The sequence below is a fragment of the Pontibacter sp. CAU 1760 genome (genome assembly GCF_054482735.1).
The window spans coordinates 87,399-100,181 of record NZ_JBTLRL010000003.1; the positions used below are offsets into that span (position 1 = coordinate 87,399).

Genomic DNA, 12,783 nt, shown 5'->3' on the forward strand with positions numbered 1-12,783 from the left:
CATCATGGAGCTTTTCAGACAAACCTGTTTGCAGTGCAGCAAAATCATTACGCAGGCCTATAGCACGTCTTTTACACTAGGCATCAAAACGCTGGACAAGAAGTTCCATCTACCGATCTATGCGATATATGGCTTTGTGCGATGCGCCGACGAGATTGTGGATACCTTCCATGCCTATGACAAGCGTAAATTGCTGGCAGAGTTTAAGCAGCAAACCTATCAGGCGCTCGAAGCGGGCATCAGCCTAAACCCCGTGCTGCATGCTTTCCAGTGCGTGGTGAAAGAGTACAGCATTGACACGGATTATATTGATGCCTTCCTGAAGAGCATGGAAATGGACTTGGATGACCATGTGTATGATAGCGCACTTTACCAGGAGTACATCTATGGTTCAGCGGAGGTGGTGGGTCTGATGTGCCTGAAAGTGTTCTGCCAGGGTGATGCGGCCATGTTTGAGCGTTTGAAAAAGCCCGCGTGTAGTCTGGGGGCAGCCTTCCAGAAAGTGAACTTCCTTCGCGACATGGAGAGCGACTACAAGGAGCGGGGTCGGGTATATTTCCCGAAAGTGGAGTACGCAAAATTCAGCAATACCTGCAAGGCCGAAATAGAGGCCGATATCCTCCAGGATTTCCGGGATGCCTATACCGGAATCATGGCGTTGCCTCGCAGTGCCCGCATGGGGGTATACCTGGCCTATGTGTATTACCGCAAGCTTTTCCGGAAGATACAGAGCCTCCCAGCAACCCATATCATGAAAGAGCGCGTAAGAGTACCTGATAATACGAAACTGGCCCTATTATTGGGCTCGTATCTCAAGTACCGATTTAATGCGATTTAATAAATGTTGAAGAATACCCTTATCCTATGCCTTTTAGTTGTACTCCACACTGGCGCATGGGCCGACAGTACCCGTTATAATGTTACACAATTGCGCTTACAGTACCTGCAAGCCAGCAAGGAAGAGGAGGTAGCGAAGCAGTTTCATCAGAAGATGAGTGCCTACCAGCAGGCCAACCCCTTGGTGCTGGCCTATAAAGCGGCCTCAGAGGCTGTGATGGCTAAATATGTGTGGAACCCTTATCATAAGCTAAAGCAGCTGCGCACCGCCTCCGAGATTTTTGAGGATGCCATTGCCATAGACCGGCATAACCCGGAGATACGGTTTCTGCGCTTTACTGTGGAGCACTATGTGCCGCGCTACCTTAACCTGAGCGCGCACGTGGAGGAAGACAAGCGCTTGGTGATCAAAAGCCTGCAAGCATACCCTAACGGGCAGTTGTCGGAGCCACTGGCCCGCACTATCCGAGATTTCCTGCTGACAAAAGACCATTGTACAGAGGCTGAGAAAAAAATACTGCGTAGCATCCGGATCTAAATGTACCTATACCTCTACCTGCACCTGTTCACCATCTCATTCCCGCTCCTCCTGTCTTTCGACAAGCGGGTGGCCTTTTATAAAAACTGGCCCATCCTGTTCCCGGCGATTTTGTTGAATGCGGCCGTGTTTGTGATTTGGGATGTATGGTTTACAGCGATCGGGGTATGGGGTTTCAACGAGGCATACCTGACGGGAATCTATATATTCAACCTGCCTTTGGAGGAGGTCTTGTTTTTCGTGACAGTGCCCTATGCCTGCGTGTTTATCTACGATGTGCTGAATACATACATCAAGCGCGATCTGTTGCAGCCTTACGCGAAGCGCATTGCGGTAACGCTGATGGTTTTGTTGCCGCTCATCGCGGTGTTACATGCTGGCCAGCTTTATACCTCAATCACGTTCGTTGCGCTCGCCTTGCTGCATCTGGTGCATCTGCGGCTGTTCGGCACCCGCTATTTGGGGCGCTTTTACATGATGTATGTAGTGCACCTGCTCCCGTTTCTGCTGGTTAACGGCGTGCTGACCTACATGCCGATTGTCTGGTATAACAACGCCTACAACCTTGGGCTGCGCATTGTCAGCATCCCCGTAGAGGACACCATGTATTCGATGTTGATGCTTTTGCTAACGGTCTCAGTGTATGAGGGATGGCGGCAACAAAAAAGGGCTAAACAATCTTCGCCAATTGCTGTATAGTAGTATATGCATAGCCTCTCTGTTACCATAGACTCAAATTCAGGATTTTGCTTCGGAGTGGTGTATGCCATCCAGATGGCAGAGGACATACTGGACCAGCAGGGCTACCTATACTGTCTGGGTGATATCGTGCACAACGACGAAGAGGTAGAGCGGTTGAAGAAACGGGGGCTGCGCATCATTGACCACGAAGACATGACGGCACTGCAGAACGAAACCGTGCTGATTCGGGCACACGGTGAGCCGCCCGCTACTTACCAACTGGCGATGGCAAATAACCTGACGCTGATTGACGCTTCCTGCCCGGTGGTGCTGAAACTCCAAAACCGTATTAAAACCAGCTTTGACAAGGGCGACAAAATCTTTATCTACGGCAAGCATGGCCATGCCGAGGTTATGGGGTTGTTGGGGCAAACCAGTGGCGAGGCAGTGGTTTTTGAGAGCATGGAGGAGTTGCTGCAGCACGAGTTGCCGGCCAACATTACACTCTATAGCCAGACAACCAAGAGCACCGATAGCTTCTACCGTGTAAAAGGTGAACTGGAAGGGCGCGGATACCAGGTGAATGCCAATGATACCATTTGCCGGCAGGTATCTAACCGGGATAAAGAACTACGGAACTTCGCAGCTAAGTTTGACAAGGTTGTCTTTGTGTCAGGTACCAAATCGTCTAATGGCAAGGTGCTCTACCAGGTTTGCAAGGATACGAACACAAACACATACTTTGTGTCGAAAGTAGAGGAGTTGCAGCCCGGATGGTTTCAGAAAGGCGAGACAATAGGGATTTGCGGGGCTACTTCCACCCCCATGTGGCTAATGGAATCGGTGCGCGAGACCCTGTTAACCTATCAACTATAACGCATCAGAGGAGGTATGAGCAGACTCCGGCAGCTGTAAATTAATGATAAGACCAAAGCCATTTACATACCGAGGCGTCGCGATTGCGGCTATTATTGTAGTGCTATGGGCTGGGTTACTGGCTTACCTGCTTACCTGGCCAGTATCTTTTGCTTCTCCGTTTACTTATCTTTTTGTGCTGGTGCAAATGCACCTGTATACAGGCCTGTTCATCACGGCCCACGACGCCATGCATGGGGTGGTAGCGCCCGGAAGGCCAAAACTGAATCGGTTTATTGGCACACTAGCAGCTTTTCTTTTCGCGTATAACTGGTATCCACGGTTGCTGCCGCGGCACCACCAGCACCACCGGCATGTAGCCACTCCCCACGACCCTGATTACCATACAGGCGCATTCTGGGTCTGGTACCTGAGCTTTCTAAAGCAATACATCACGTGGTGGCAACTGGTGCTAATGGCAATTACCTTTAACGTGCTGAAGCTCTTTTTCCCGTTAGAGAACGTGGTGTTATTTTGGATGCTGCCAGCTATCCTGGCAACCTTTCAGCTTTTCTACTTTGGTACCTACCTGCCACACCGTGGTGAGCATCAGGAGGATAACGTGCATAAGTCCGGGTCGCAGGCTAAAAACCACCTGTGGGCATTCATCAGCTGCTACTTTTTTGGCTATCATTATGAGCATCACGACAAGCCATACCTGCCTTGGTGGCAACTCTATAAAGCTAAAAATTAAGGCGGGGTTCTGTTGTGGTTTTTTGCCTATGCCACTGCAATATGGGTATGACTTAAATGCGGAATCGCCTTGCTATTAGTAGAGTTCCCCTCAATCCTAAAGAATTATAGTGCAATTAAGGAGCCGCATTTCAGGTACAAATCCATCCGATTCCTGCGTCTAAACATCTTACCACAATCCCATCCTGTCTGCTAATTTTATTAGTATTTTAGGCGCCTTTCGGCAGTTGCCTAGCTTGCCCTGCTATGGAGTTGGGCTGGTATATTTGCGAGATAGAGTATGACTGTTTTAGTTATGACGCACCTATCCAGGCATTGAGTCTTCCACATTTCCCCACTTATGGCATTTTCCGCCACTTTTGAGGCAAAATCAAGGTGCTTCAATTTATTGTTTAGCACAAAGCTTTATGGTGTTGGTTATCAGCGTATTAAATAATGATGGTTCGTATTTTATAGAATTGTTGAGAATAAAGCAAATAAACTTATACCCAAAATATAAACCAGAAAATGTGGATAATGTGGATAAGTGGGGTGGATAACCATAATTTATCCACAAAGTGGTAAAAAGTGGTAGATTGTGGTTGTTGAGTTTTGCTGATTCGCTACATTTGTAGAGTCCGAAATCTATACGGTCCAAAACACTGTGCCTATGAACTTCCTCTCTGGCGAGTATGAGTGCAAGATTGACCCAAAGGGAAGATTGGTTTTACCTGCAAAGATAAAAGCCAATCTGCCGGAGGCATCTGGCAATCATGTCGTACTAACGAGAGGGTTTGAGCCTTGCCTGGTGTTATACCCGAAGGCTGATTGGAAAGTGATTTACGACAAGGTGGCTGGCCTGAACGAGTTCAACGAGGAGTACCGCCATTTTCAGCGGAATTTCTTCCGGGGAAACACCGAAATAGAGCTTGATGGGACAGGGCGCTTCATCGTTCCGAAAACCATGGCGCGTTTCGCCTCCCTCGAAAAAGAGGCGATCGTGGTGGGGCTCGGTAACCGTGTCGAGATTTGGAACCCGGAGCAGTACGAGGAGTTCCTGATCAAGGACCAACAGAATTTTTCACAGTTAGCCCAGAAGTTTTTGGGCGATAAACCGGCTCAAGAGCCATTGCTTTAGTTCATGGAATACCATCGCCCTGTCATGTTAGAGGAGTCTGTAGAGGCTTTGGCAATTAAGCCGGATGGGATTTATGTGGATGTGACCTTTGGCGGTGGGGGGCATTCCACGCTAATCACAAGCAAGCTTACAACCGGTAAGTTGTATGGCTTTGACCAGGACCGGGATGCAGAGGAGCAGGCGCAGAAGCTGGATACGGACACGTTTCAGTTTGTGCGGGCCAACTTCCGGGACCTCAAAAAATACCTGCGCCTCTATCGTGTAACGGCCGTGGATGGTGTGCTGGCAGACTTGGGTGTCTCGTCGCACCAGTTTGATGTGCCGGCGCGTGGCTTTTCAACGCGTTTTGATGGGCCACTGGATATGCGTATGAACCCGGATGCCGGGATAACAGCCCAGGAAGTGCTGGAAAGCTACTCGGAGGAGCAGTTGCACCGCATCTTCGGCATATACGGCGAGGTGAAGAATGCGAAGACATTGGCCCGGACCGTTGTGGAGAAACGCAACCAGATGCCTTTGCAGACGATTAGCCAATTTAAGCAGGCGATTAGCTCTTGTACGCCGAAAGGCAAAGAGAACAAATACCTGGCACAGGTTTTCCAGGCGCTGCGCATCGAAGTGAACGATGAGATGAAGGCGCTGGAGGAGATGCTGGAGCAGGCCACGGAACTGTTAAAGCCCGGAGGCCGCCTATCGGTTATCTCGTACCACTCGCTGGAAGACAGGCTGGTCAAGAATTACATTGCCAAGGGCAAGTTTTTCGGGGAGGTAGAGAAAGACCTCTTCGGCAACGAGATAAAACCGCTGGAAGCGGTGCACCGCAAACCGATAACACCAACAGAGCAGGAGTTGCTGCAAAACAGCCGCTCCAGAAGCGCAAAGCTAAGGGTGGCAGAGAAGAAGGAGGAAAGCGTACGAAAGTAAAGCATACGAATTAGCTCACGAAAACAAATTGATATGGCTTCAAACGTATTAACTAAGAAAGCAGCCGCGCCCCGGGCAAACCAGGCGCGGATGAAGCCAGAACCTGAGGCACCAAAAGCCAAGAAAGGCAGGAGCTTCAGTATTTTTGCACTGCTTGACAAATATGCCAACGTAGATGCCCTGTTTGAGGAAGGCGTGCCGCTGAAGTTTATGCCGCACGTGCTTTTTCTGACAGGCATAACCATTTTCTATATCGGCAATACCCACTTCGCCGAGAAAACCATCCGCAAGATAGACCGCATCAAAGTGGAGACCGAGGATCTGCGCGCCGATTTCACAACACTAAAGTCTGACTACATGGAGGCCAGCAAGCAGTCGGAGGTGGCACGCAACGTCGCTCCCCTGGGCCTGGTCGAAAGCTCATCCCCTCCTTACCAAGTAGAAGTGCCTGCAGATGAATATTAAGAAATCCATACTGATTCGGGTACGGGTAGCTTTTTTGGCTATCTGCTTATTTGCCTGCGCGATCGTGTATAAGATTGCGCAGATTCAGTTTATGGACGGTGAAAAATGGAAAAGCATCTCTAAAGAGCGCCGTATTTATTACAAGCCTGTGGCGGCCACGCGCGGCAATATCTTTTCAGACAACGGCAGCATTCTGGCCACTTCCCTGCCTTTTTACCGCGTAGCCCTGGACCCCACTGTATCCAAGGCTGAGGTGTTTAACGGCGGGGTAGATTCCCTGGCATACCTGCTCTCTAGGTTTTATGGCGACAGGTCTGCAGATTATTACAAGCGCAAGATCAAGAACGCGCGTCACGCTGACCGCCAGTACATCCGCCTCAACAGCCGCCAAATTAATTACCAGGAAAAGAAAATGTTGGCCAAATGGCCAATTTTCAGGGAAGGGAAAGGACGCGGCGGCGTGATTTTCGAGAAAGTAGAGAAACGCTTCAAGCCTTTCGGCATATTAGCAGACCGCACCATCGGATTCATTAATGAAGACAAGAACGGGGCAGGGCTGGAGTATAGCTTCAACAACAATTTGGCGGGCACCGATGGGGAGGCCCTTTTTGAGCGTATAGCCGGCGGTAGTAAACCGATCTACGACGGTACTGATGTGAAGCCGCAGCACGGCTATGATATCAAGACGACCATCGACATTAACCTGCAGGACGTTGCGGAAAACGCGCTTTACAAGGCACTGGAGAAAACCAATGCCGAGTATGGCTGCGTGATCATGATGGAAGTGAAAACAGGCGAGATCAAAGCCATCGCCAACCTGGGCAAGACGAAGGGCGGCTACATTGAGGACTACAACTACGCCGTTGGTAACCAGGGGCGGACGGAGCCAGGCTCTACCTTTAAGCTTGCCTCCATGATGGCCCTTTTTGAGCATGCGCCCCACGTGAGCCTGTCTGATACCATCGATACAGGACATGGCCGTTACCGCATCAAGAACACGTACATGACCGATGCCAAAATCAATGGGTATGGCAAGCTAACGGTGCAGCAGGTATTCGAGAAATCATCCAACATCGGGGTAGCCAAACTGATGGAGGCCACCTTCGGGCAAAACCCTCGGGCCTATGTCGATTACCTGCACAAGTTCGGGCTGAGCAGCACGCTGGGTTTCCAGATGGACGGGGAGGCAAGGCCATACATGAAAAACCCACAGGACAAGAACTGGTATGGCACCACCCTGACCTCGATGGCAATCGGGTATGAATTGAAGCTGTCGCCGTTACAGACGCTGGCCCTTTACAATGCCGTGGCAAACGACGGGGTGAAGATCCAGCCGATCATCGTAAAGGAAATCCGCAAGGCCGACAACGTGATACAGTCGTTCAGCACGCGGGTACTGAACGAGAAAGTTTGCTCGGACGAGACACTGAAAAAACTGAAAGCGATGCTGGAGGGCGTGGTAGAGCACGGCACGGCTAAAAACATCCACAGCGAGGACTACAAAGTGGCAGGTAAAACCGGCACAGCGCGTAAAGTGAAAGACGGGCGCTATGTAAAGGAATACTCGACCTCCTTTGCGGGTTACTTTCCGGCCGATAACCCCAAGTACTCCTGCATTGTGATCATTGACAGCCCGAAAGGGGTGAACGTGTACGGCGGTGACGTGGCAGCCCCGGTGTTTAAGGAGCTGGCGGATAAAGCGTATGCCCGCGACTTGGCCATGCACAAGCCGATGCACGCACGTGTGATACCGAACAAAGACAGCCTTCCGCTGGTAGAGGCAGGAAATTTTGATGACCTGAGCATTATCCTGAACAAAGTCGGCATCAGCAACCACAGCGCCGCGGCTGCAGATGAAGAGTGGGTAAAAGTAGCGCCGCAGCGCCGCTCGCTGAATTTTTCAGCGAACCCGGTCTTGCAGGGTAAAGTGCCGGATGTAACCGGTATGACCCTGCGCGACGCGTTGTTTATACTGGGCAACCAGCACCTGGACGTAAATGTAGAGGGAGCAGGTAAGCGGGTGCAAAAACAATCGCTGGAGCCTGGCACAGAGATAACTAAAGGAAAAAACATAACGATTACGCTTAGCTAATGCAACAGCTACAAACCATACTGCAGAATGTAAAGGTGCTGGACACCCGGGGTGTACTCGAGGTGCCGGTGCAAGCAATTACGTTCGATTCGCGCCAGGTGCGGGAAGGGGTGGCTTTTGTGGCGGTACGCGGGGTTCAGACAGACGGCCACGACTTTATTAGCAAAGCCGAGGAAGCAAAAGCGGCAGCCATAGTCTGTGAAACCCTGCCTGCCGACTTACATCCAGGTATAAGCTATGTAGTTGTAGCCAACTCAGCCACCGCGCTGGGGCAAATGGCCTCCAACTTTTACGGCAACCCATCCGCCAAGCTAAAGCTGGTAGGTGTTACCGGCACGAACGGCAAAACTACTTCTGTCACCCTGCTGCACAAGCTTTTCCGGGAACTGGGCTACCATGTGGGCCTGCTCTCGACGGTGCAGAACCAGATTGACGAGGAAGTGATACCTGCCACCCATACCACCCCGGATGCTGTGAAGCTAAACGAGTTGCTGGCACAGATGGTAAAGGCAGGCTGCACGCATTGCTTTATGGAAGTAAGCTCGCATGCCATGGTACAGCAGCGCGTGGCAGGGCTGACTTTTGCAGGCGGCGTGTTCACGAACATCACCCACGACCATTTAGACTATCACGGCACCTTCGACGAGTATATCAAGGCCAAGAAATCCTTTTTTGACATGCTGCCGAAGGGTGCTTTTGCCTTGATCAATGCCGACGACAAGCGCGGACCGGTGATGGTGCAGAACACCAAAGCCAATGTACGCTACTTTGCCTTACGCAAGGCGGTGGACTTCAAGGCGCGCATTGTGGACAACACGCTGCAGGGCCTGCACCTGGATGTGGACGGCCACGAGATCTGGGTAAAGCTGATCGGCGCTTTCAATGCCTATAACCTGTTAGGCGCCTATGGCGTGGCAACCCTGCTAGGCGAAGACCAGATGGAGGCGCTGACTGTGCTTTCGGGTCTGGACTCGGCGGCAGGCCGATTCGATTATATCGTCTCGGATGAACATATCACCGGTATTGTGGACTATGCCCATACCCCGGATGCGCTGGAGAATGTGCTGACGACCATACAACAGATTCGCAACCCAACGCAGCAAGTGATTACGCTGGTAGGCTGCGGAGGAAACCGCGACGCGGCCAAGCGGCCTGTGATGGCCGACATTGCCTGCCGCTACAGCGACAAAGTGATCCTGACCTCCGACAATCCGCGCTTTGAGGAGCCGCAGGCCATTATCGAGGACATGCAGAAAGGCGTGAAGCCACTGGATTACAAGAAAACCCTAACGGTGCTGGACCGGCGCGAGGCGATTAAAACAGCCTGTATGCTGGCACAGCCTAACGATATTATACTGGTGGCCGGAAAGGGCCATGAGACTTACCAGGAAATTAAAGGCGTACGGCACGACTTCGATGATAAGCAGGTGCTGCGCGATACGTTCAGGCAACTGGGCAAATAAATTTTTGATTTTTAGCCAAAGGAAACCGATTACGATTTAATGCTTTACTACCTCTTCACATACCTCGACCGCGAGTATGACTTCTTCGGTGCAGGTGTATTCCAATACATCTCGTTCAGGGCAGGTATGGCTACGCTTGTGTCGCTGTTGATCGCCATGATTTTTGGCGGGAAGCTGATAAAGGTCCTCCAGCGCAAGCAGGTGGGCGAGAGCATCCGTGACCTTGGCCTGGAAGGGCAGCTGGAGAAAAAGGGAACCCCAACGATGGGCGGACTCATCATCCTGTTGGCTATCCTAGTGCCTACTTTGCTTTTCGCACGGCTTGATAACATCTACATCCTGTTGATGCTGGTATCTACCATATGGCTGGGGCTCATCGGTTTCCTGGATGACTATATCAAGATCTTCAGAAAGAACAAAGAAGGACTGGCGGGCCGCTTTAAAATCCTTGGCCAGATTGGATTGGGACTGATCGTGGGCCTCACACTATATTTCAACGATGATGTGGTGGTACGCCAATATATCTTCAGCGACGGTTCTACTTCTGCCGTGAACGCCTCCAGAAAGTACATGGACGTGCACAGCATGATCACCACCATCCCATTCCGCAAGAACAACGAGCTCGATTACTGCAACCTGTTTTCGTTTGCGGGGCCGCTTTTCCAGGACTGGTCCTGCTACCTCTACATCCCGTTTGTAATCCTGATCATCACGGCGGTTTCCAATGGCGCGAACATCACAGACGGCATCGACGGGCTGGCAGCAGGTACCTCTGCCATCATCGGCATGACGCTGGCCATCTTCACCTACGTTTCGGGTAACACCATTTTCGCGGACTACCTTGATATCATGTTTATACCCAACTCCGGCGAGCTGGCCATCTTCTGTCTGGCCTTTGTGGGGGCCTGTGTGGGCTTCCTGTGGTATAACACGTACCCGGCGCAGGTATTTATGGGCGACACGGGCAGCCTGGCGATTGGGGGAATCATCGCGGTGCTGGCCCTGATCGTGCGCAAGGAGCTGCTGATCCCGATCCTGTGCGGTATCTTCCTGATCGAGAACCTGTCGGTGATGCTGCAGGTGAGTTACTTTAAATATACCCGGAAGAAGTATGGGGAGGGGCGCCGCATCTTCAAGATGTCGCCGCTGCACCACCATTACCAGAAGTCCGGGTACCATGAGTCGAAGATCGTGGGCCGTTTCTGGATTATCGGCATCATGCTGGCCATCCTGACACTGGCAACCTTGAAACTGAGATAGGAGAAGGTTAATCGTTCTCTGTTGATCGTTTATCGAGAGAAAGTTTACGATGAAAGATTATAAAGGGCTTGATGTCTGGAAAAAAAGCAGAGAATTGGCAAGTCAGGTGTATAGCATTACGAAGTTATTTCCGAAAGAGGAAATATTCGGTTTGACAAGCCAAATGCGACGTGCGGCAGTGTCAGTGGCATCAAACATAGCAGAAGGCTGTGGCAGACAACATGCAAAAGATGCCATACAGTTTTTTTATATAGGCAGAGGGTCTTTATACGAACTGGAAACACAGCTTTACATTGCAACTGATTTGAACTATCTAAATGCAGCTACTTTGGCAGAAGCCTTGGAACTGATAATAAGTTGTAAGCAAATGTTGAACGGGTTAATCAAGTATTTTAGGCAGCTCTAATACGCGCACAACGAATAACAAACAACGAACTATGAAAATTGCGATACTAGGGGCAGGAGAGAGTGGAGTAGGAGCCGCTTTGCTGGCAAAGGCAAAGGGGCTCGACGTGTTTGTATCGGATATGGGTAAGATTAAAGAGCAGTACAAGGCCAAGCTGGCCACTGCTGCCATTCCTTTTGAAGAAGAAACACACACTACTCACAAAATACTAAACGCAGATGAAATCATTAAAAGTCCTGGCATTCCTGATAAAGCTCCAATTGTACAAGAAGCAGCCAAAAGAGAGATACCGGTCATTTCAGAGATAGAGTTTGCCGGCCGTTATACCGATGCGAAGTTTATCTGCATCACGGGTACAAACGGCAAGACGACCTCTACGCTTCTGACCTACCATTTGCTGAAAAGCGCTGGTTTGAATGTGGGCTTGGCCGGAAACATTGGGGAAAGCCTGGCTGAGAAGGTGATCGACAACAAGTATGATTACTACGTGGTGGAGCTGAGCAGCTTTCAGCTGGACAACATGTACCAGTTCAAGGCGCACATTGCAGTGCTCACCAACATCACGCCTGACCATCTGGACCGCTACGCCTACAGCATGGAGAAATACGCTGCCTCTAAACTGCGCATCGCCCAGAACATGACCGGTGCAGACTTCTTCCTCTACAACGCCGATGACCAGAACATCGCCAACGCTTTTCATACCGAGAACTTTGCCGGTACGGCCGTGCCTTTCTCCCTGCAAGGGGCAGGCAAAGGAAAGGTATACTTCGAAGGACAGGATATAAAAGTGGATGTGAAGTTCTACGAAGGGACAGTGGATACCTCCAAGTCAAGCCTGATCGGGAAGCACAACCAGTACAACACGATGGCGGCCGTGGCGGTGGCCAAGTTAATGCAGGTGGAGGACGCGGTGATCGCGCAGACCCTGGAGACTTTCCAAAATGCCGACCACCGTTTGCAGGAAGTAGGCGTGGCCAAAGAGGTAACCTACATCAACGACTCCAAAGCGACCAATGTGGAAGCAGTTTGGTACGCACTAGAGGGTATAAAGCAGCCCATTATCTGGATAGCGGGAGGCGTGGACAAAGGCAATGACTACAGCAGCCTGGTAGAGCTGGCGCGCGAGAAGGTGAAGGTGCTGGTATGCCTGGGCAAAGACAACGAAAAGCTGAAGCAGGCCTTCGGCAGGGTAGTGCCTATCCTGGCGGAAACCACCTCCATCGATTATGCGGTGCGCCTGAGCCGCTCGCTGGCAACCCCCGGTGACGTGGTGTTGCTGTCGCCGGCCTGTGCCAGTTTCGACCTGTTTAACAACTACGAACACCGTGGGCAGCGATTTAAAGAAGCTGTAGAGAAGATAGTGCTGAAGAAATAAGAAGAATAACATAGCCG

Annotated in this window: 13 protein-coding genes; all 13 read left to right on the forward strand. The window is 51.0% G+C overall.

The window, feature by feature from the left end; all coding sequences use genetic code 11:
- Positions 1-4 precede the first annotated feature (4 nt).
- The 13 genes from ACXYMU_RS05210 (at position 5) to murD (ending at position 12,766) form a co-directional block, all read left to right on the forward strand.
- Positions 5-838 (forward strand): phytoene/squalene synthase family protein, encoded by an 834-nt coding sequence (locus ACXYMU_RS05210; RefSeq protein ID WP_458985304.1) that lies wholly within the window; start codon positions 5-7, stop codon positions 836-838.
- Between the two features lie 90 nt (positions 839-928).
- Positions 929-1,375 (forward strand): hypothetical protein, encoded by a 447-nt coding sequence (locus ACXYMU_RS05215; RefSeq protein ID WP_458985305.1) that lies wholly within the window; start codon positions 929-931, stop codon positions 1,373-1,375.
- Positions 1,376-2,074, forward strand: a complete 699-nt coding sequence (locus tag ACXYMU_RS05220; RefSeq protein ID WP_458985306.1) for a lycopene cyclase domain-containing protein — start codon at positions 1,376-1,378, stop codon at positions 2,072-2,074. It abuts the gene before it with no gap.
- 6 nt (positions 2,075-2,080) lie between these two features.
- The gene (locus ACXYMU_RS05225) at positions 2,081-2,932 is read left to right on the forward strand and encodes a 4-hydroxy-3-methylbut-2-enyl diphosphate reductase (RefSeq protein ID WP_458985307.1); all 852 of its coding nucleotides are present in this window, start codon (positions 2,081-2,083) and stop codon (positions 2,930-2,932) included.
- 43 nt (positions 2,933-2,975) lie between these two features.
- Positions 2,976-3,665: a fatty acid desaturase gene (locus tag ACXYMU_RS05230; RefSeq protein WP_458985308.1), complete on the forward strand. Its 690-nt coding sequence runs from the start codon at positions 2,976-2,978 to the stop codon at positions 3,663-3,665.
- Positions 3,666-4,313: 648 nt separating this feature from the next.
- Positions 4,314-4,781 (forward strand): division/cell wall cluster transcriptional repressor MraZ, encoded by a 468-nt coding sequence (gene mraZ, locus ACXYMU_RS05235; protein ID WP_458985309.1) that lies wholly within the window; start codon positions 4,314-4,316, stop codon positions 4,779-4,781.
- 3 nt (positions 4,782-4,784) lie between these two features.
- Positions 4,785-5,705 carry a 16S rRNA (cytosine(1402)-N(4))-methyltransferase RsmH gene (rsmH, locus tag ACXYMU_RS05240; protein ID WP_458985310.1) on the forward strand — a complete coding sequence of 307 codons (921 nt, stop codon included), beginning with the start codon at positions 4,785-4,787 and terminating at the stop codon, positions 5,703-5,705.
- 33 nt (positions 5,706-5,738) lie between these two features.
- Complete coding sequence (locus ACXYMU_RS05245) at positions 5,739-6,170, forward strand: FtsL-like putative cell division protein (protein WP_458985311.1); 432 nt, start codon at positions 5,739-5,741, stop codon at positions 6,168-6,170.
- The gene (locus tag ACXYMU_RS05250; RefSeq protein ID WP_458985312.1) at positions 6,160-8,262 is read left to right on the forward strand and encodes a penicillin-binding protein; all 2,103 of its coding nucleotides are present in this window, start codon (positions 6,160-6,162) and stop codon (positions 8,260-8,262) included. The genes ACXYMU_RS05245 and ACXYMU_RS05250 overlap by 11 nt, the downstream gene beginning before the upstream one ends.
- Positions 8,262-9,725, forward strand: a complete 1,464-nt coding sequence (locus ACXYMU_RS05255; RefSeq protein WP_458985313.1) for a UDP-N-acetylmuramoyl-L-alanyl-D-glutamate--2,6-diaminopimelate ligase — start codon at positions 8,262-8,264, stop codon at positions 9,723-9,725. Before ACXYMU_RS05250 ends, ACXYMU_RS05255 begins: the two co-directional genes overlap by 1 nt.
- Before the next feature lie 39 nt (positions 9,726-9,764).
- A complete protein-coding gene (gene mraY, locus ACXYMU_RS05260; RefSeq protein WP_458985314.1) occupies positions 9,765-10,985 on the forward strand; it encodes a phospho-N-acetylmuramoyl-pentapeptide-transferase in 1,221 nt (406 codons plus the stop codon).
- A 49-nt stretch (positions 10,986-11,034) separates the two neighbouring features.
- Positions 11,035-11,391, forward strand: a complete 357-nt coding sequence (locus tag ACXYMU_RS05265; protein WP_458985315.1) for a four helix bundle protein — start codon at positions 11,035-11,037, stop codon at positions 11,389-11,391.
- 31 nt (positions 11,392-11,422) lie between these two features.
- Positions 11,423-12,766 carry a UDP-N-acetylmuramoyl-L-alanine--D-glutamate ligase gene (gene murD, locus ACXYMU_RS05270; protein WP_458985316.1) on the forward strand — a complete coding sequence of 448 codons (1,344 nt, stop codon included), beginning with the start codon at positions 11,423-11,425 and terminating at the stop codon, positions 12,764-12,766.
- The last annotated feature ends 17 nt before the right edge of the window (positions 12,767-12,783 follow it).